General features: G+C 74.2%; 9 protein-coding genes and 1 pseudogene. 6 read left to right on the top strand and 4 right to left on the bottom strand.

The genetic code is table 11. The annotated features are described in order from the left end of the window. On the bottom strand, nt 1-10068 hold a 10068-nt coding region (locus tag ABT238_RS16320), incomplete at its 3' end, for a type I polyketide synthase (protein ID WP_350759518.1). Nucleotides 10069-10402: 334 nt separating this feature from the next. Further along, nucleotides 10403-13171: an AAA family ATPase gene (locus ABT238_RS16315; protein ID WP_350566281.1), complete on the bottom strand. Its 2769-nt coding sequence runs from the start codon at nt 13169-13171 to the stop codon at nt 10403-10405. Nucleotides 13172-13521: 350 nt separating this feature from the next. On the opposite strand from ABT238_RS16315, the pseudogene ABT238_RS16310 reads away from it, so the two are divergent. From ABT238_RS16310 to ABT238_RS16285, 6 genes and pseudogenes are all read left to right on the top strand, one after another. Then, nucleotides 13522-13629: pseudogene (locus ABT238_RS16310) on the top strand (metallophosphoesterase); the annotation flags it as partial. Nucleotides 13630-13767: 138 nt separating this feature from the next. Beyond that, nucleotides 13768-15126 carry a crotonyl-CoA carboxylase/reductase gene (gene ccrA, locus ABT238_RS16305; RefSeq protein WP_350759656.1) on the top strand — a complete coding sequence of 453 codons (1359 nt, stop codon included), beginning with the start codon at nt 13768-13770 and terminating at the stop codon, nt 15124-15126. Nucleotides 15127-15236: 110 nt separating this feature from the next. Continuing rightward, the gene (locus ABT238_RS16300) at nt 15237-15938 is read left to right on the top strand and encodes a class I SAM-dependent methyltransferase (protein ID WP_350566089.1); all 702 of its coding nucleotides are present in this window, start codon (nt 15237-15239) and stop codon (nt 15936-15938) included. Nucleotides 15939-15981: 43 nt separating this feature from the next. Further along, entirely contained in the window at nt 15982-16419 is a 438-nt protein-coding gene (locus tag ABT238_RS16295; RefSeq protein ID WP_350759493.1) for a GNAT family N-acetyltransferase, read from the top strand. A 102-nt stretch (nt 16420-16521) separates the two neighbouring features. Continuing rightward, the gene (locus ABT238_RS16290) at nt 16522-17067 is read left to right on the top strand and encodes a hypothetical protein (protein ID WP_350759470.1); all 546 of its coding nucleotides are present in this window, start codon (nt 16522-16524) and stop codon (nt 17065-17067) included. 116 nt (nt 17068-17183) lie between these two features. Continuing rightward, nucleotides 17184-18608, top strand: coding sequence for a pyridoxal phosphate-dependent aminotransferase (locus ABT238_RS16285; protein ID WP_350759463.1), 1425 nt, complete (start codon nt 17184-17186; stop codon nt 18606-18608). Between the two features lie 73 nt (nt 18609-18681). Here the strand turns inward: ABT238_RS16285 and ABT238_RS16280 are convergent, their stop codons facing one another. After that, complete coding sequence (locus tag ABT238_RS16280; protein ID WP_350759448.1) at nt 18682-19329, bottom strand: HAD-IA family hydrolase; 648 nt, start codon at nt 19327-19329, stop codon at nt 18682-18684. 21 nt (nt 19330-19350) lie between these two features. Beyond that, the gene (locus ABT238_RS16275; protein ID WP_350759435.1) at nt 19351-20334 is read right to left on the bottom strand and encodes a YdcF family protein; all 984 of its coding nucleotides are present in this window, start codon (nt 20332-20334) and stop codon (nt 19351-19353) included.

The raw sequence follows: 20334 nt of genomic DNA, 5'->3' as shown, positions 1-20334 counted from the left end.
GAGTTCGCCGACCGAGTGTCCGACGAGGAAGTCCGGTCGCACGCCCCAGGATTCGACGAGGCGGAACAGCGCGACCTCGATCGCGAACAGTGCCGCCTGGGCGTAGCCGGTGCCCTCCAGCAGGTCGGCGTCGGAGGTGATGACCTCGTTCAGCGGCCGGTCGAGGTGCTCGTCGACAACGGCACAGACCTCGTCGAACGCGTCGGCGAAGACGGGGAACGCCGCGTGCAGCTCCTGGCCCATGCCGAGTCGTTGCGCTCCCTGGCCGGTGAAGAGGAACGCCGTGAGCCCGTCGACGGCCTGCGTGCCAGCAGCGTCCTCCAGGGCGCTCAGCAGCTCCTCCCGGTCGTGTCCGACGACCACCGCGCGGTGCTCGAAGGCGGTCCGGCCGGTCGCCAGCGAGAAGCCGACGTCCACGGGCGACAGTTCGGGCGACGCGGCGACGTGCGCGCGCAGGTGCTCGGCCTGGGCCCGCAGCGCCGCCGCGGTCCTGCCGGAGACCACCCACGGCACCACGGGACCGCTGCCCGGCGCCGTCAATGGTTCGTCGGCGACCTCGGGTGCCTGTTCCACGATGGCGTGCGCGTTGGTGCCGCTGATGCCGAACGCCGACACGCCGGCCCGGCGCGGGGCGCCGGTCTGCGGCCAGGGCCGTGCCTCGGTCAGCAGCTCGACCGCGCCCGCCGACCAGTCCACGTGCGGTGACGGCTCGTCGGCGTGCAGGGTGCGCGGCAGCACGCCCTCCCGGATCGCCATCACCATCTTGATCACACCCGCCACACCGGAAGCGGCCTGCGTGTGCCCGATGTTGGACTTCAGCGCACCCAGCCACAGCGGCCGGTCCTCCGAACGCCCCTGACCGTAGGTGGCCAGCAGCGCGCCGGCCTCGATCGGGTCGCCCAACGTCGTCCCGGTGCCGTGCGCCTCCACGGCGTCGACCTGCCCGGGCTCCAGCCCGGCGTTCGCGAGCGCGGCCCGGATCACCCGCTGCTGGGCGGGGCCGTTCGGCGCGCTGAGGCCGTTGCTCGCGCCGTCCTGGTTGATCGCGCTGCCGCGGAGCACGGCGAGCACCTGGTGCCCGTTGCGCCGCGCGTCCGACAGCCGCTCCAGCAGGACCATGCCGGCGCCCTCGGACCAGCTCGTTCCGTCGGCGGCCGCGGAGAACGCCTTGGAACGGCTGTCGCGGGCCAGCCCGCGCTGCCGGCTGAACTCGATGAACAGGCTGGGGGTGGACATCACGGTGACACCGCCGGCCAGCGCCATCGAGCACTCGCCCCGGCGCAGCGACTCCGCCGCCAGGTGCAGCGCCACCAGCGACGAGGAGCAGGCCGTGTCGACGGTGACCGCCGGGCCCTCCAGGCCCATCGCGTAGGCGATGCGCCCGGAGACCACGCTGGCGGCCTTGCCGGTCAGCAGGTAGCCCTCCAGGTCCTCCGGCAGCTGCCGCAGGTGCGAGGCGTAGTCCTGCCCGTTGGTGCCGATGAACACACCGGTCGGCGTCCCGCGCCGGGCGGCGGGGTCGATGCCCGCGCGCTCCACGACCTCCCAGGAGGTCTCCAGCAGCAGCCGCTGCTGGGGGTCCATCGCCAGCGCCTCACGGGGCGAGATCCCGAAGAACTCCGGGTCGAAGTCGTAGGCGTCGTAGAGGAACCCGCCCTCCTTGGCGTAGGTCTTGCCGCGCTGGTCCGGGTTGGGGTCGTAGAGCTCCTCGACGTTCCAGTTCCGGTCGGTGGGGAAGGTGGAGATGACGTCGCCGCCGTCGGCCACCAGCTGCCAGAGGTCCTCCGGGCTCCGCACGCCGCCGGGCAGGCGGCAGCTCATCGCGACGATGGCGATCGGGTCGTCGTCCGCCGCCGCGGCAGCGGTGCCCGCCGCCGGCGCGTGGGCGGCGTCCGGCTCGCCGAGGGCCGCGGTGCGGATGTGCGCGGAGAGCGCCTCGGGGGTCGGGTAGTCGAACAGCAGGCTGGTCGGCAGCCGCAGCCCGGTGGCCGTGTTCAGCCGGTTGCGCAGCTCCACGGCGGTCAGCGAGTCGAAGCCGACCTCGCGGAACGCCCGGGCCGGGGAGATCGCCTCCGGGGAGCCGTGGCCGAGCACGGCCGCGGCGTGCGAGCGCACCAGGTCCAGCAGGAACCGGTCGCGCTCCGGCGCGGGCAGGGCGGCCAACCGCTGGGCCAGCGAGGAGGCGCCGGAGTCGGCGGGGCCCTGCGCCGCCCGCCGGCCGGGCGTGCGCACCAGGCCCCGGAACAGGTGGGGGACCGGCCGGGTGTCGGCCTGGGCCCGCAGCGCCGCCAGGTCCGTACGGGCCGGGACGAGCGCGGCGTCGCCGACCGCGAGCGCGGTGTCGAACAGGGCCATGCCCTCCGCGGAGGGCATGGCGGCAATGCCGGAGCGGGCCATCCGCTGCACATCGGTGTCGTCCAGGTGGACGCTCATGGTGCTGCGCTCGGCCCACAGGCCCCAGGCCAGCGACTGGCCGGCCAGGCCGGCGGCCCGGCGGCGGCGGGCCAGGGCGTCCAGGAACGCGTTGGCCGCGGCGTAGTTCGCCTGTCCGGCGCCGCCGATGGTGGCGACGACGGAGGAGTACAGCACGAAGGCGGTCAGGTCCAGCCCGGCGGTCAGCTCGTGCAGGTTCACCGCCGCGTCCACCTTGGGCCGCAGGACGGCGTCGACCCGTTCCGGGGTCAGGGCGGCGAGGACGCCGTCGTCCAGCACGCCGGCCGTGTGGACCACCGCGGTCAGCGGGTGGGCCGGGTCGAGGCCGGCCAGCAGGGCGGCGAGCGCCGCGCGGTCCGCGACGTCGCACGCGGCCACCGTCACCGAGGCGCCGGCCGCCTCCAGTTCGGCCCGCAGCTCCTCGGCGCCCGCCGCGGCGAGCCCGCGCCGGCTGGTCAGCAGCAGGTGCCGCACGCCGTACTCGGCCACGGCGTGCCGGGCCACCAGGGCGCCCAGCGTCCCGGTCCCGCCGGTGATCAGGACGGTGCCCCGCGGGTCGAAGGACGGTCGGGCGGCCGGGGCGCCGGCCGGCACCCGGGCGAGCCGGGGGACGAGCACGGCGCCCTCGCGGAGGGCGAGTTGGGGCTCGCCGGAGGCCAGCGCGGCGGGCAGCGCGCGCAGCGACTCCGGGGCCGTGTCCAGGTCGACCAGGACGAACCGGTCCGGCTCCTCGGTCTGCGCCGAGCGGATCAGCCCCCACAGCGCGGCGTGGGCGAGGTCGGGCACGTCCTCGCCGGGGGCGGCCGCGACGGCGCCCCGGGTCACGAACACCAGCCGGCAGGAGGCGAGCCGTTCGTCCGCGAGCCAGCGCTGGGCGAGCGCCAGGGCCCGGTGCGTGACCTCCCGGACGGCCTCCGCCGTCCCGGCGGCGGCGTCCTGCGGCGGGGCGCAGGCGACCAGCACCGCCTCCGGCACCTCGGTGAGGTCCGCGTCCGGGTCGAAGGCCGGCAGGGTGAGGCCGGCGCGCAGGGCGAGGCCGTCGTCGCCGAGGACCGCCCAGCGGCGGGACCCCGGGGATCCGCCGCCGCGCACCGGGCTCCAGTCCACGCGCAGCAGCGACCGGTGGAACGCGGGGCGCCCGCCCCGGAGCTCCTCCGGGCGCGTCGCGCGCAGCGCCACCTCCTCGACGGCGGCCACCGGCCGGCCGGTCGGGTCGGCGAGCGCGAGGGACATCCCGTCCGGGCCGGTGGGGGTCAGCCGCACCCGCAGGGCGGAGGCACCGGTCGCGTGCAGCGAGACGCCCTTCCAGGCGAACGCCAGGCGGCCCTCCTGCCCGGCGCCCGCGGCGCCGTCCTCGCGGCCGAGCGCGTCCGCCGCGCCCAGCGCGGCCTCCAGCAGCGCCGGGTGCAGGCCGAACAGCGCGGCCTCGCCCGCGGTGTCCTCGGTGAGGGAGACCTCCGCGTAGACCTCGTCGCCCAGCCGCCACAGGGCGGTGATCCCGTCCGCCCGCTCGCCCTCGACCGGGGCGGCCCCGGCCGGCGGCCAGGCCGCCAGGTCGAACGGCTCGGCCGCGCCGCCGCCGGCCGCCAGGAGGCCGGTGGCGTGCCGCTGCCAGGGCTGCTCCGCCCCGGCCTGCTCGGCGCGGTCCTGCTCCGTGCCGTCCTGCTCCGGCCGCGCGAACACCTCGAAGGTGCGGCGGTCGTCCTCGGCCGCGCCCAGCCGGACCTGGATCACCACCGCGCCCTGCGCGGGCAGCGCCAGCGGCGCCTCGACGACCAGTTCCTCGATCCGCTCGTACCCGACGCGGTCGCCCGCGCGGACGGCGAGTTCGACGAAGGCGCCGCCCGGCAGCACCGGGGTGCCCAGGGCCGTGTGGTGGGCGAGCCAGGGGTGCGTCCGCAGGGCCAGCCGGCCGGTGAACAGGTGGCCGTCCGCGCCGGCCAGGGCGACCGCGGCGCCGAGCAGCGGGTGGTCGGCCGGGTCCAGGCCCGCCGTCGACACGTCACCGCCCGGAGCGGGCCGGTCGAGCCAGTACAGCTCGCGCTGGAAGGCGTAGGTCGGAAGCTCCACCCGCCGCGCGCCGTACCTGGCGAAGACGGCCTCCCAGTCCGGCTCGATCCCCTGGACCTGGGCCTGCGCGAGGGAGGTGACGAAGCGCCGTGCTCCGCCCTCGTCGCGCCGCAGCGTACCGACGGCGGCGATCTCGGTGCCGGCGTCCTCGGCGATCTCCTGCAGCGCCGTCAGCAGCACCGGGTGCGGGCTGCACTCGACGAACCCGGTGAAGCCGGCGGCCAGCAGCTCCCGCGCGGCCTGCTCGAACTCCACCGTGTCGCGGATGTTCCGGTACCAGTACCGGGTGTCCAGCCCGCGGGTGTCCAGCCGCTCGCGGGTCACGGTCGAGTAGAACGGGACGGCGGAGGCCAGCGGCGCCACCGTCCGCAGCCCCTCCAGCATGCGCTCGCGCAGGACCTCCACCTGGGCGGAGTGGCCGGCCGTGTCGACGCCGCGGATCCGGCGGGCCTGGACCCCCTCGGCCTCCAGCTCGGCCAGCAGCTCGTCGAGCGCCCCCGGGTCGCCGGAGACGGTCACGAACCTCGGGCCGTTGACGGCGGCGATCGACAGCCGGTCGGACCAGCGCCCGATCCGCTCGCGGGCCTCGTCGGCGGGCAGCGAGACGGCCATCATGCCGCCCTTCCCGCTGAGCTCCGACCACAGCAGGCTGCGCACCGCCACGATGCGGGCCGCGTCCTCCAGCGTCAGACCGCCGGCGATGTAGGCCGCCGCGATCTCGCCCTGCGAGTGGCCGACCACGGCCGCGGGCTCGACCCCGTACGACCGCCACACGGCGGCCAGCGACACCATCACCGCGAACAGCGTCGGCTGGATCACGTCGATGCGCTCCAGCGAGGGCGCGTCCGGCTCGTCGTGCAGGACGCCGAGCAGCGACCAGTCGATGAACGGCTCGAACGCCTCGGCGCACGCCCGCAACTGCCCGGCGAAGACCGGGGAGTCCTGCCACAGCTGCTGCGCCATGCCGAGCCACTGCGAGCCCTGGCCGGGGAAGACGAAGGCGACCTTGCGCCGGCCGGTGCCCGTTCCCTGCACCAGCTCGGCCGCGCTCGCGCCCTCCGCGAGGGCGTCGAGGCCCCGCAGGAAGCCCGCGCGGTCGTCCGCGACGATCGCGGCGCGGTGGCCGAACGCGGTGCGCGCGGTGGCGAGCGAGTAGCCGGTGTCGGCGAGCCCGGCGGCGGGGTGGGCCGCGAGGTGCTCGCGCAGCCGTTCGGCCTGGGCGCGCAGCGCGCGCTCCGTCCGGCCGGAGAGCGTCCACGGGAGCGGGGCGGAGGGCTCCTGCGCCGTGGGCGGGGCGTCGGCCTCCTGCGGGGCCTGCTCGATGATCGCGTGGGCGTTGGTGCCGCTGATGCCGAAGGAGGAGACGCCGGCGCGCCTCGGGCGCCCGGTCGACGGCCACGGCGTCGCCTCGGTGAGCAGTTCGACCGCGCCCGCCGACCAGTCCACGTGCGGGGACGGCTCGTCGACGTGCAGGGTCTGCGGCAGCAGGCCGTGGCGGATGGCCAGCACCATCTTGATGACCCCGGCCACCCCGGCCGCCGCCTGGGGGTGGGCGAAGTTGGACTTCAGCGAGCCGAGCCACAGCGGCTGCCCGTCCGCCCGGTCCTGGCCGTACGTCGCGAGCAGCGCCCCGGCCTCGATCGGGTCGCCGAGGGCGGTGCCCGTGCCGTGCGCCTCGACGGCGTCCACGTCCCGGGGGGACAGGCCCGCGTCGGCGAGCGCGGCCCGGATCACCCGCTGCTGCGAGGGGCCGTGCGGGGCGGTCAGGCCGTTGCTCGCGCCGTCCTGGTTGACGGCGCTGCCGCGGATCACGGCGAGCACCTGGTGGCCGTTGCGGCGGGCGTCGGACAGCCGCTCCAGCAGGATCATGCCGGCGCCCTCGCCCCAGCCGGTGCCGTCCGCCCGCGCGGAGAACGCCTTGCAGCGGCCGTCGGCGGAGAGTGCCTTCTGGCGGCTCAGCTCGACGAAGATGCCGGGGCTGGACATCACGGTGACACCGCCGGCCAGCGCCAGCGAGCACTCGCCCCGGCGCAGCGACTGGACGGCCAGGTGGATGGCCGTCAGGGAGGCCGAGCACGCGGTGTCCACCGAGACGGCGGGGCCTTCGAGGCCGAGGGTGTAGGAGATCCGGCCGGAGATGACGCTGGTGGTGCTGCCGGTCAGCAGGTAGCCCTCGTGCCCCTCCGACGGCTCCTCCATCCGGGGCCCGTAGTCCTGGGGCATCGCCCCGACGAACACCCCGCAGCGGCTGCCCTGCAGCGCCGCGGGCCGGATGCCGGCGCGCTCCAGGGCCTCCCAGGAGGTCTCCAGCAGCAGCCGCTGCTGGGGGTCCATGGCCTGGGCCTCGCGGGGGCTGATGCCGAAGAAGGCGGGGTCGAACCAGCCCGCGTCGTGCAGGAAGCCGCCCTCCCGGACGTAGCTCTTGCCCTGCTTGGACGGGTCGGGGTCGTACAGGTCCGCGAGGTCCCAGCCGCGCTCGGTGGGGAAGCCCGCCACGACGTCCCGGCCGGCGGCGACCACCTCCCACAGGTCCTCGGGAGTCCGCACGCCGCCCGGGAGCCGGCAGCTCATCGAGACGATCGCGATCGGGTCGTGGTCGTGCTCGCCCTCGTCTTCGGTGGGGGCGGCGGCGGTGGGGGCGGCGGCAGGCCGGGGCGAGGCGGGGAGGTCCGCCGCGGAGGTCCGGATGTGGTGGGCCAGGGCGGCGGGCGTGGGGTGGTCGAAGAGGACCGTGCCGGGCAGCCGCAGGCCGGTGGCGGCGTTCAGCTGGTTGCGCAGTTCGACCGCGCCGATCGAGTCGAAGCCGAGGTCCTTGAACGCCCGGCCGGTGTCGATCGCGTCGGGGGCGGCGTGGCCGAGGACGAACGCGGCGTGCTTGCGGACGAGTTCCTCGGCGGCCTCCTGCTGCCCGGCCTCGTCGGGGAGGGCGGCCAGGCGGTCGCGCCAGGCCGACGGCTCCCCGGCGCCGGCGGCGTCCAGCTCGGGCACCGGGGTGTCGAGCCAGTAGCGCTCGCGCTGGAAGGCGTAGGTGGGCAGGTCGACGCGGTGGGCGCCGGGGAAGACGGCGGTCCAGTCGACGGTCAGGCCGGCGCTGTGCATCCGGCCGAGCGCGGCGACCGCGGACTCCTCCTCGGGGCGGTCCTTGCGCAGGAGGGCGATGAACTCGCCGTCGGGGACGCAGTTCTGGCCCATGGTGGTGAGGACGGCGTTGGGGCCGAACTCGATGTAGCGGGTGACGCCGCGGGCGTTCAGGGTGGTCATGCCGGCGTGGAAGCGGACGGCTTCGCGGACGTGGCGCACCCAGTAGTCGGGCGATCGGACGAGGTCCGGGTCGGCGACGTCGCCGGTGACGTTGGAGATCAGGGCGATCGTGGGCTCGTGGTAGCTGAGACCCTCGGCGATCCGCCGGAACTCCTCCAGCATCGGCTCCATGAGGGGTGAGTGGAAGGCGTGGCTGACCCGCAGGCGGGTGGACTTCCAGCCGCCCGCCTCCGCGATGGCCAGGACGGCGTCCTCCTCACCGGACAGGACGGTGGCGGTGGGTCCGTTGACGGCGGCGATGGACACGCGGCCCTCGTGACCGGCGAGGTGCGGCAGGACGTCGTCCTCGGAGGCGATCACCGAGACCATGGCGCCATCGTTGGGCAGGGCCTGCATGAGGCGCCCGCGGGCGGCCACGAGCGCGCAGGCGTCCTGGAGCGACCAGACGCCGGCGACGTGGGCGGCGGCGAGTTCGCCGACCGAGTGCCCGACGAGGAAGTCGGCGCGCACGCCCCAGGATTCGACCAGGCGGAACAGCGCGACCTCGATCGCGAACAGCGCCACCTGGGCGTATCCGGTGCCCTCCAGCGCGGCGGCGTCGGAGGTGATGACCTCGTTCAGCGGCCGGTCGAGGTGCTCGTCGACCGCCGCGCACACCTCGTCGAAGGCGGCCGCGAAGACGGGGAACGCCGCGCACAACTCCCGGCCCATGCCGACACGCTGCGCACCCTGACCGGTGAACAGGAACGCGGTCGACCCGTCGGCCGCCCGGGTGCCCGCCGCGTCACCGGACGCCAACTCCTCCAGAGCGCGCAGCAGTTCCTCGCGGTCGCGCCCGACCACGGCAGCCCGGTGCCCGAACGCCGTCCGGCCGGTCGCCAGCGAGAAGCCGACGTCGACCGGCGACAGCTCCGGCGAGGCCGCCACGTGCTCGCCCAGCCGCCGGGCCTGGGCCCGCAGCGCCGCCGCGGACGCGCCCGACACCACCCACGGGACCACGGAACCGCTGCCGGCCGGCGCCGAGTGCTGCTCGGCGTCCGTCCAACTCGACAGCACCACGTGGCAGTTGCTTCCGCCCATGCCGAACGAGCTGACGCCGGCGATCAGCGGTCCGCCGTCGGGACGCCGCCACACCTCGCGCTCGGTCTGCACGCGGAGGTTCAGCGCGTCCAGCGGGATGGCGGGGCTGGGCGTCTCGAAGTGGAGGCTGGGCGGGAGTTCGCGGTGGTGGAGCGAGAGGACGGCCTTCAGCAGGCCGGTGATGCCGGCCGCGCCCTCCAGGTGGCCGACGTTGGTCTTCGCGGAGCCGACCCGCAGCGGTCCTCCGGCGGACCGGGCCGCGCCCAGGACCGCTCCGAGGGCCGCCGCCTCGACCGGGTCGCCGACCCTGGTGCCGGTGCCGTGCAGCTCCACGTACTGCACCTCGGCGGGGTCGACCCCGGCCAGCCGGTAGGCCTCGCGCAGGACCTCCTCCTGCCCGGCCCGGTCGGGCGTGGTGAGGCTGAGCCCGCCGCCGTCGTTGTTCGTCGCCGAGCCGTGGATCAGGCAGTAGACCCGGTCGCCGTCGGCGAGCGCCCGGGAGAGCGGCTTGAGGACCACGAGGGCGCCGCCCTCGCCCCGGACGTACCCGTTGGCCCGGGCGTCGAAGGTGTGGCACCGGCCGTCGGGGGAGAGGGCGCCGAACTTCGAGGCGCCGGCGAAGCTCTCGGGGGCGAGGTTGAGGTTGACCCCGCCGGCCAGCGCGACGTGCGACTCCCCGCGCCGCAGGCTGTCGCAGGCCAGGTGGACGGCGACCAGCGACGAGGACTGGCCGGTGTCCACGACCAGGCTGGGGCCGCGCAGCCCGAGGACGTAGGAGAGGCGGTTGGCGATGACGCCGCGCTGCAGTCCGGTCAGCGAGTGCTGGGTGAGGCCCGGCAGGCCCAGCCCGTGCTGGAGGGCCGCGTAGTCGTCCGCGACGGCCCCGACGAAGACGCCGGTGCGGCTGCCCGCCAGGGAGGAGGGGACGGCGCCGGCGTCCTCCAGCACCTCCCAGCCGAGCTCCAGCACGAGACGCTGCTGCGGGTCCATGGCGGCGGCCTCGCGCGGCGATATCCCGAAGAACGCCGGGTCGAACCGGTCGATCTGCTCGACGAATCCGCCCCGGCCGGTTTCCGGGGCGGCCCCGGCGATCCCGGAGCGGTCCCCGGGTATTCCGGTAATGGCGTCGACGCCGTCACGGAGCACTGCCCAGAATTCCTCCGGACCGGTGGCGCGCGGAAGGCGGCAGGCCAGTCCGACGACGGCGATCGGATCGTTGTGCATCTCGCTGTTCCCAGACATCGCGACTCGGATCGCCTCTCCACAGGAAAATCAAATGCGGAAGAAAGATGGGCAGTTGGAGCTGGTGGGAGGCTATCGCCGGGGGCGGGGGCCGACCAACCCCTAGTTCCCCGAATGCCACCCCTACCGCTATTCGCGCCGGTTAAGGGGTTCTCCGGGGGTTCCGCCGGCCGCGGTTGTGCGGGCAGCATTGAACGGCCCGAAGGCGGCGGGCAATCGGGCGGTGAACGTGCGGCCGATCAATTCGATGCCGCACCAACGGCGTTGAAGACAATGGGGCACCGCCCGAGCCGGATCGGGCGGTGCGTCGATTCCGTCAAGCGAATCCGGCCGCCATGGAGACCCGGTCCACGCCGAAGTCCATCATGAGCTGCCGCCGTCCGCGGATGTTGAGCTTCCGGTACACCCGGGTGAGGTGCTGTTCGACGGTGCTCACGGTGATGTACAGCTCGGCCGCGATCTCGCGGTTCGTGGACCCCTGCGCCGCCAGGGCGGCGACCCGGATCTCCGAATCGCTGAGCTTGGCGAGCGGGCTGGCCTCGCTGTCGTCCGCCTGCGAGCGCTCGTGCGCCTTCAGCCGGCCCGGCCGGATCGCCTCGCACAGCGCGTCGGCCCCGCACTCCTTGGCCATCTGCCAGGCCCGGTCCGTGATCGTGCCGGCCCGGCTGAACTCGCCCATCGCCCGGTGCGCCCGGCCGAGGTCGGCCAGCGCGCGGGCCAGTTCGAGCCGGTCGCCGGAGCGCTCCAGCTCCGCCACCGCCAGGGCCAGGGTCCGGGGGCGCAGCGCGGGCTCGCTGAGACCGGCGTGCAGCCGCAGCGCGGTGCCCCGGATGCGGGAGCTTCCGATCTCCTTGAGCTGGCTCCTGATCAGGCGCTCGGCCGGCTCCCGCTCGCCGATGCGCAGCCACGCCTCCGCGGCGTCCAGGTTCCAGGGCAGCAGCACGGGCTGGTCGACGTTCCACTGCTTGGCGAGCCGCTCGGCCATGAGGAACTCGCCGAGCGCGGCGTGCGCCCGGCCGGTCGCCAGGTAGTAGTGCCCCCGCGCCCGCAGGTACTTCAGGCCGTAGATGCTCCGGAAGACGCTGTCGCGGACGGGGCGGCTGAGCTGGCGGGCCGCCGCGTTGAGCCGCCCCATGGCGGTGAAGGCGAGGATCTGGGTCGCGATCGCCCCCGCGGCGAACACGTTCCCGACCTCCTCGGCGATCCCCTCCAGGGAGTCGGAGGCGTGCTCCACGGCCTTGTTCAGATCGCCCTGCCACAGCGCGATCTCGCTGCGGATCATGGCGAGTATGGTGCGCCAGCCCGGTGTCTGCCACCCCTGGGCCTCGCCGGTCAGCAGCTGCCACCAGGTCTCGATCTCGGTGGAGCCGCGGCTTCCCCCGGCCAGGGCGGACAGGGCCGTCACGGCGGGTTCGAAGGTCGCCTCGGTGAGCGCGAGCAGCTGCAGCGAGCCCTCGGCCACCAGGGCGACCGGCTCGTTGCGGACCGGGCGCGCCGGGGTGGGGCCGGGCAGCGTCACGGCCGGCGCGGCCGAGCTGTAGGCCGCACTCGTCAGCGTCGAGCCGATCAGCGCGCCGTCGAACGTCCCGGGCACCTGCGCGGCGGTGGGATCGTCCTGGTCCGCGCCGCCGAAGCGGCGCAGCGTCCGCCGCGCCTCCTCGACCCGCCCCAGCGCGAGCAGCAGCCGGGCCAGCGGGCCCGCGCAGGACGCGGGGAGCCGGTCGCTGCCCAGCAGGGTGAGCGGTTCCACCAGGTGGGTCTCCACCGCCGAGGGGTCCAGGCGCAGCAGGACGGCCGCGAGCCTGAGCCGGATCTCGGTGCGCTGCGCCGGGCCGGTACTGGCGGCGCAGGCGAGCTCCAGGTACCGCACCGCGAGCGGCACGTCGCAGGCGAGCACCTGCTCGGCCGTGTGGCGCAGGACGTCGACGGCCCACGCCTGGAGGGAGGCGGACGTCCCGGCGGCCAGCAGGTGGGCGGCGACCTCCAGGTTGTCGGCGCCGACGCGGTGCAGCACCTCGGCCGCCCGCCAGTGCAGGGCGGCGCGGGCCTGCGGCGCCATCTCGTCGCGCAGGGTCGTCTGCACCAGCGGGTGGCACAGCGTGGAGCCGTCCGTCAGCCCGACCGCGTTCAGGGCCTGGATGCCGCGGATCACGGTGCCGCGGCTGGCGTCCAGCATGAGGCTCAGCAGGTCGGGCGACGCCGCGCGGCCGAGCACCGACAGCCCCGTCACCAGGTCCTCGGCGATCGGGCCGGAGCGCCGCAGGATGCTGCGCACCGCGGAGATGAAGGCCTCACCGGCCTGGGGTTCGCCGGTGGTGGGGGCCACTGCCTGGGCGGTGGCGGTGTGGTGGTCCTCCAGCAGGGCCCGCAGGAGGAGCGGGTTGCCGCCGCTGACGGCGTGCCAGGACGCGGCGACCCGGTGCGCCTCGGCCGTCCCGAAGGTCTCGCCGAGCACCTCGGCCACGTCGTCCGGGCGCAGCGGGGGCAGGATGATCCGGCGCCGGTTCGGGTGCTGGAGGAAGAGGGTGCGCAGCGCCGGGTCGCCGCACCGCTCGTGGACGGCGGACTCCGTTAAGACCAGCAGCATCGGGCCGCCGTGCATGGTGCGGGTGGCGGCCAGCAGGTGGCGCAGCGTCGCCGAGTCGACGTGCTGGACGTCGTCCACCAGGACCACCACGGGCATGCGGGAGGTGAGGTCGTGGAGGGCCAGACAGAAGCCGTGCTGGCCGGAGGGGGCCTCGGCCTCCGCCGGACCGGCCGCGGCGGAGGGGTCGGCGGGAGCGGCGCCGACGGGGTTCCGCACGCCCAGCGCCGCCCGCAGCGGAGCGTGCGCCGCGGCCGGCAGACCGGGGTCGTGCAGCAGCTGGCGCAGGGCCGCCAGCGGGACCTCGCGCTCCCCGGGGTTCCCGGTGATGCGCAGAACCACTGCCCGACTGTGCTCCAACTGTCGTCCGAATTCCGTTAAGATTGCTGTCTTGCCAAATCCAGCTGGACCTTGGATAACGACGACACCTGCATTGCGGGAGAGGCACCGGAAGAATTCATCAGCCAGCTTGGTGAGTTGCTCGCCTCTGCCGGTCAGCATCCTCAAGACTCCGATCGAAGGTCAGACGCCACGGGCGTATCCCGTAAGACTGGCGACAGTTGGGGGGATGGTACCCGAGTGACACCGGTGGCGATCAATAGGATGACCTCGACCGGTTTCTTCGTACACAAGAGCCGGTGGCCGGGAGCTGTCGGTGTGTCGGATCCGGCCGGGCGGCGCAGGATCTCCGGGGAAGATAGGGGTGTCGGGGGGCGAGGATAGGGGTGTACATGACGGCCTCTTCCGGGATAAACCACTGCAGTGACACATTTTCAGCCAGTTGCGCGGGGCGGACGCCGGGCCGGCCGGCCGGACAACTGCCGCTCCCGCACCGTTCGTTGCATCGGCCGATGAACGGCGGTGGTCGGCCGGGTATCAGTGACCTGCACGTTGGCTATCCGGAAAACCGGGCCTTTGTCGAAGAAATGTGTCCGGAACCCGACCTGCTCTGGCTGCTTTAGGGGAGGTGGGACGGCCGAGTAGGGGGTCCTCGGGTCCTACGATGGCGGCCGGTGCGCCCCGCGATTCCGTTCGGCGAGGGCCGGGCCTTCCCCCACCGCCTCCCATCTGTCGCAGTACTCAGCCGCCTTGAGGTGATCGACGTGGAATCCATCCTGAACGCCGTCGTGTCCGGTGAAGCCACCCGGCGGGACTTCGCCGCCCTGCCCGTCCCCGAGTCCTACCGCGCCGTGACGGTCCGCAAGCAGGACGCCGAGATGTTCGCCGGCATGAACAGCCGGGACAAGGACCCGCGCAAGTCCCTGCACGTCGAGCAGGTGGCCGTGCCCGAACTCGGCCCGGGCGAGGCCCTGGTGGCCGTCATGGCCAGCTCCGTGAACTACAACTCGGTGTGGAGTTCGATCTTCGAGCCGCTGCCCACCTTCGGCTTCCTGGAGCGCTACGGCAGACATTCGCCCCTGGCCAAGCGGCACGACCTGCCCTACCACGTCATCGGCTCCGACCTGGCCGGCGTCGTGCTGCGCACCGGCGCCGGGGTCAACGCCTGGAAGCCCGGCGACGAGGTCGTCGCCCACTGCCTGTCGGTGGAACTCGAGTCCGCCGACGGCCACGGCGACACCATGCTCGACCCGGAGCAGCGGATCTGGGGCTTCGAGACCAACTTCGGCGGCCTGGCGCAGCTGGCGCTGGTGAAGTCCAACCAGCTGATGCCCAAGCCCGCCCACCTGACCTGGGAGGAGGCCGCGGCCTGCGGCCTGGTCAACTCCACCGCGTACCGCCAGCTGGTCTCGCGCAACGGCGCCGGTATGAAGCAGGGCGACAACGTGCTGATCTGGGGCGCCAGCGGCGGCCTCGGCTCCTACGCCACCCAGCTCGCCCTCGCCGGCGGGGCCAACCCGGTCTGCGTGGTCTCCAGCCCGCAGAAGGCCGAGCTCTGCCGGGCGATGGGCGCCGAGGCGATCATCGACCGCAGCGCCGAGGGCTACCGGTTCTGGAAGGACGAGCACACCCAGGACCCGCGCGAGTGGAAGCGCCTGGGCAAGCGCATCCGCGAGCTGACCGGCGGCGAGGACGTCGACATCGTCTTCGAGCACCCCGGCCGGGAGACCTTCGGCGCCAGCGTCTACGTCACCCGCAAGGGCGGCACCATCGTCACCTGCGCCTCCACCTCCGGCTACACCCACCAGTACGACAACCGCTACTTGTGGATGTCGCTCAAGCGCATCGTCGGCTCGCACTTCGCCAACTACCGCGAGGCCTGGGAGGCCAACCGGCTGATCGCCAAGGGCAAGATCCACCCGACGCTCTCCCGCACCTACACCCTGGACGAGACCGGACAGGCCGCCTACGACGTCCACCGCAACCTCCACCAGGGCAAGGTCGGCGTGCTCTGCCTGGCCCCGGAGGAGGGCATGGGCGTGCGCGACCACGAGCTGCGCGCCCGGCACCTCGACGCGATCAACCGCTTCCGGGCCGCCGCCGAGACCACCGGCTGACCCGCCCTCACCCCGCGTGGCCGGCGCGGCCGGCACTTCGCCGGCCGCCCGGGTCCGCGCCCCCGGCGGCGGGGACGGAGCACCCGCCCGGGGGCCTTATGCTGCTGCGCATGCTGAGCGAGACACGCCCGGTGGGTTCGGGGGCGGCCATGTTGTCGGATCAGGAGTTCGTTCGGGCGCATACCGAGATCGGGCCGGTGCCGTTCGTGCCCGAGGTGCGGCTGTACATGGCGCAGGACGCCATCGCGCTGTGGGAGACCACCGAGTCCGCGCGCGGCGAGCGCGGACTGCCGCCGCCGTTCTGGGCCTTCGCGTGGGCGGGCGGCGTCGGCGTGGCCCGCTACGTGCTGGACCACCCGGAGCTGGTCGCCGGCCGGACGGTGCTGGACCTCGCGGCGGGCGGCGGGCTGGTCGGCATCGCGGCCGCGCTGTGCGGCGCCCGTTCGGTACGGGCCGCCGAGATCGACGCGTACGCCGTCGCCGCCATCGGCGTCAACGCGGCGGCCAACGGCGTGCGGGTGGCCGCGGCCGTCGAGGACCTGCTGGACGGCGACGGCGCGCCGGCGGAGGTGGTGCTCGCGGGGGACGTCTTCTACGAGCGGGCGATGGCCGCCCGCTTCCTGCCGTTCCTCCAGCGCGCCCGGGCACGCGGCGCCACCGTGATCGTCGGCGACCCCGGCCGCGCCTACCTGCCGCGCGAGCGCTTCACCGCCCTGGCCGCGTACGACGTGCCGGTGGTCGCGGACCTGGAGGACGCGGCGCTGAAGACGACGACGGTGTGGGAGTTGGCGTCCGGCCCGTCCGGCCCGTGAAATTCACGGTCGCCCGGTGCGCGGTCCTGGTAGACACCCGCACATGAGCGACTTCCTCGTGCGTACCGCCGTCCCCGACGAGATACCCGCCGTGCTCGCCCTGTGGGCCCGCGCGGCCAAGGGCACCAGCATCACCGACGACGCCGACGGCGTGGCGGCGCTGCTCGCCCGCGACCCGCAGTGCCTGCTGGTCGCCGTCCCGGCGGACGATCCGGCCGTGCTGCTCGGCACGGTCATCGCCGGCTGGGACGGCTGGCGCTGTCACCTGTACCGGCTCGCCGTCGCCCCGGAGCACCGCCGGCGCGGCATCGGCACGGCCCTGCTGGCGGCCGCGGAGGAACGGTTCGCGGCGCTCGGCGGGCGGCGGGTGGACGCGATGGTGCTGGACGGGAACGCGCTCGGCCACCGCACGTGGCGGGCCGGTGGGTACGCGCCGCAACCGCAGTGGACGCGCTGGGTGAAGCCACTGGCCGGCGCCTGAGGGCGCTGCGCCGTACGGGGGGCGGCACGGTGTCGTCGGTGCGGTTCCGGCGGGGGCGGGCGGGAGGCTGGTGCTCCGGAGCCGGGAGGCGGGAGTGGGCCTGTGCGTGGTCGTGGTGGTGCCGGTGGCGCGGCGGCGGGGGGCGGCGCCGATGTCGGCGTGCTCGGCACGGCGCTCGGGGTGGTGCTGGCGTTCTCGCTGGCGGAGGGCTCGTGGCAGTGGTTCTCCACGTATCTGGGGGTGACGCTGCTCGCGGTGGTTCTGGCGTTCGGGCGGGTGCCGGCGCGGGGGACTGCCGGGTACGGGTGGAGTCTGGCGGCGTACTCGCTGGTGGTGGGCCTGTGCGTGGCGCTGGCGCTGGCGCCGGCGTTGCAGCGGTGGGACCGGCTGTTCCCGATTCCGGGCACGAGGGAGGGGTGCGTGCAGGCGGGCCGGTACGAGAGCCTGCACGCCCAGGCCGCGCTGGGAGACCTCGCCGGGCGGGACGCGGCGGCGCTGGCGTACGCGCGGGAGCAGCAGAGCCGGGTGGCGGTGGACGACTGCCTGGCCGCGACGACCACGCGGTGGCTGCCGGTGTACGCGCTCGGCACGGCGCTGGTGGTGAGCGGGGGCGCGTTGGTGCGGGGGAGGGCGCGGCGCAAGGAGTGAGCTCCTGTCCATGTCGCTGGATGGGCGTGGATGGCTGACGGGGAGTGCGGGAGCGTGGTGCGCTGAAGCCATCCGCGTGCGCACCGTCAGCGACCCTGGAAGGCAGCCACTCCGTCATGACCGTTTCGACCGGCCCGATCGAGCCCGCCGAGCTGATCGCTCGCATCCCCGACTTCGAGCAGGCCCTCGCGCTCTACCGCCGTGAGCTCGCTCCGGACGACTTCCTCGACCTGTCCGTCGCGGAGAACGTCCTCGTCTACGAGGACTCGATGCAGAAGATGGTGTTCGACGACACCCGCCTGCTGCCGGAGAAGTACATCCACTACATCAGTGCGTACGGCGACCCGAAGCTGCGCGAGAAGGTCGCGGTGCTGCTGACCAAGGCCTTCGAGGCGCCGGTGGCGCCGGGCGACCTCTTCGGCACGGGCGGCGTCGGCTCGGCACTGGAGTGTCTCGCGTTCGCGCTCCAGGGTCCGCTGTTGCCGGGGGAGGCCGGTCCGCCGCCGCTGAAGGAGGGGGACGCGGTGCTGCTGCCGGCGCCGTACTGGCAGGGGTTCAACTGGTCGTTCGAGCAGCGGCCGAAGCTGAAGTGCGTCCCGGTGCCGCTGCCCACCGAGGGGGAGGGGCGGTTCCGGCTCACGCTGGACGCGATCAAGGAGGAGTACTACCGGTACTACCGCGTGAACGCCGAGTACCCCCGGCTGCTGGCGCTGACCAACCCGCACAACCCCTTGGGCGTCAACTACGGTCAGCCGCTCCTGGACGAGATCTACGCGTGGGTGCTCGACGAGACGGAGATGCACGTCCTCTCCGATGAGATCTACTGTCATTCGCAGGTCGACGGCGGGCGGGTGCCGTTCACGAGCGCGCTGGCGCTCGACGCGTACGACCGGGCGCCGGAGCGGATCCACGTGGTGTGGGGGTTCGCGAAGGACTTCGGGCTCTCGGGGTTCCGGACGGGCTTCCTGGTGTCGAGGTCCGGTCCGGTGCAGCGGGCGATGCTGGGGACGAAGGGCATCGAGGAGAAGAAGCACCCGATGTCGTGGTTCACTCCGGTCGACTCGCTGAAGCACTACGTGCTGCGGGCGATCCTGGACACGACGGTGAACGGGGGCGGCGCGGAGTTGTACACCGACTACGCGATGTCCCGGTACCGGGAGTTGCTGACCGCGAGCTTCGAGAAGGTCCGGGACCGGCTGGTGCAGCGGGGGATCGAGTTCGTCCACACGGAGGGCGACAACCCGGCGCAGTTCTTCTGGATCGACCTGACGGCCTACCTGGGCAAGCGCCCGCCCGAGGGCGCGGCCACCGTGACGCCGCTGCCGTTCACGCGGGACGGCGACGTGAACGAGGACGAGCTGTGGCTCTTCAACTACCTGGCCGGCCCGGCGGCCGAAGTCGCCCTGCTGCCCGGTGAGACCATGCACAGCCCCGCCCCCGGATACTTCCGGCTGTGCTTCACGGCCTATCAGCCGGAGGTTGTCTGTACGGCGATCGACCGCGTGGCACAGGCGCTGGGCACGTTGGTGACCGCGGGATAGCGAGATGTCCCCGAGGGGCCCGGAGGAGTTCTTCCTCCGGGCCCCTCCGTCGATCGGCGAACCCCTCCGGTGGCTACCGCGAGCGCCGGACCTCCAGCAGCAACCCCTGTTCCAGCGCCGCCACATGAATGGACGTCAGATCCTCCACCGCCCCCGCGAGCGCCCCCTCGGGCAACCCGCCCAGACCGCCCCCCAGCCCGATGCAGTGCATCCCCGCCGCCAGGGCGGCCTCGACCCCCGCCCGGGCGTCCTCGATCACCACGCATCTCCCGGCCGGAGTCCCCAGCGCCGCCGCGCCCTTGAGGTACCCCTCGGGGTCCGGCTTGCCCCGCTCGAAGTCCTCGGCGGCCAACAGCACCGCCGGCTCCGGCAGTCCCGCCGCCGCCAGCCGCCCCCGGGCCACCCGCCGGGTCCCCGAGGTGACCACGCCCCAACTCCCCGGCGGCAGCGAGTCCAGGAGCTCCCGCGCCCCCGGGATCGGCCGGATGCCCTCGAAGTCGTGCTCCTCCAGCCCGGCGATGACACCCGCCTCGTAGGCCGCGTCCAGCTCCGGTGCGATCAGCGCGATCAGGTCGATGTCCCGCCGCCCGTGCGACTTGGCCACCGCGTCGTCGGCGTTCAGGCCGTGACGCACCGCCCAGTCCCGCAGGATGCGTTCGATGAGCGGCAGCGAGTCGACGAGCACGCCGTCGAGGTCGAACAGAATACGCTCGCAGAACATCTGACCCATTCCCGTCCTCACTCATCCTTCCGAGCCGGTGGTGTCGAGGCGCCACACCTCGCCGGGCCCGCCGGCGCCCTCCACCCGCCGCAGCGGCAGCAGGGACCGGTCGCGCCCGAAGAGGAGCGTCGAGGCGACCGTCTTGCCGAGCGCGCCCGCGTCGTGCCGCCGCAGCCGCGCCAACTCCCCGTCCGGCAGGTCGGGATGGACCACCTCCGCGACCCGGCAGGCGGGCATCATCAGGCTCGCGATGTACCGGACCCGGGGCGCGTGGTAGTCGGACGTCACCAGCACCACCTCCCCGAACCCGTGCCGGCGCGCCAACGCGTCGACGAACAGGACGTCGTCGTAGCTGTGGCGGGTCTCCAGGCACGCGAAGACGGGCGGCGGCCCGCCGGGCCGCGCCGCCAGCCAGGCCGCGCAGTGCCGCCAGTGCGGCTGCTCCGTGGTGTTGAACTGCGCCCCGAAGCCCCCGGTCAGCACCAGCCGCGTGCCCGGCGTCTCCAGCAGTTCCACGGCGTGAAGGGTGCGCGCCCGCGCGATGCTGCTCAGCGTGCCGTCCGCGTCGTTCGGTGCCGCCAGGACGGCCACCGCCCGCCGGCCGTTCCCCGGGGACGGGACCGCCGGCACGGCGGGAAGCCCGTCCAGCGCCCGCGCGTACTCCCGGAACAGCGGGCCGCCCGCGCACGCCCGGAGGGCCGCCAGCTCGGCCCAGTCCGCGGAGAACCCGATCTGTCCGGACATGACCAGCGAGGTGCCGGTGGCCGCACCCCCGCGGACCCGCGCCGGCGCGTCGGCGGACAGGCCGAGCCGGAGCCGGACCGCCGGTGAGTCGCCCCACCAGCAGCCCAGCAGGTCGTCGGCGCCGAAGACCAGCCCGAAGGAGGTGGTGCGCGGCCGGGCCCCGCCGCCGGTCACGGTCACCTGGACCGTGAGACGGGCCGCACGGTCGTCCGGCGGACAGAACGGCAGCGTCTTGTCCACGACTTCGAACAGCTGGTCCAC

The organism is Kitasatospora sp. NPDC001527 (assembly GCF_040298605.1).
GTDB lineage: Bacteria > Actinomycetota > Actinomycetes > Streptomycetales > Streptomycetaceae > Kitasatospora.
The sequence above is the reverse complement of the archived record's forward strand: the minus strand, read 5'-3'. Positions and strand labels throughout refer to the sequence as shown.

Coding starts and splice junctions, on each gene's coding strand:
- ABT238_RS16295 (WP_350759493.1), top strand. CDS start 15,982: ATGAGCGACTTCCTCGTGCGTACCGCCGTCCCCGACGAGATACCCGCC.
- ABT238_RS16300 (WP_350566089.1), top strand. CDS start 15,237: ATGCTGAGCGAGACACGCCCGGTGGGTTCGGGGGCGGCCATGTTGTCG.
- ABT238_RS16285 (WP_350759463.1), top strand. CDS start 17,184: ATGACCGTTTCGACCGGCCCGATCGAGCCCGCCGAGCTGATCGCTCGC.
- ABT238_RS16315 (WP_350566281.1), bottom strand. CDS start 13,171: ATGCTGACCGGCAGAGGCGAGCAACTCACCAAGCTGGCTGATGAATTC.
- ABT238_RS16280 (WP_350759448.1), bottom strand. CDS start 19,329: ATGTTCTGCGAGCGTATTCTGTTCGACCTCGACGGCGTGCTCGTCGAC.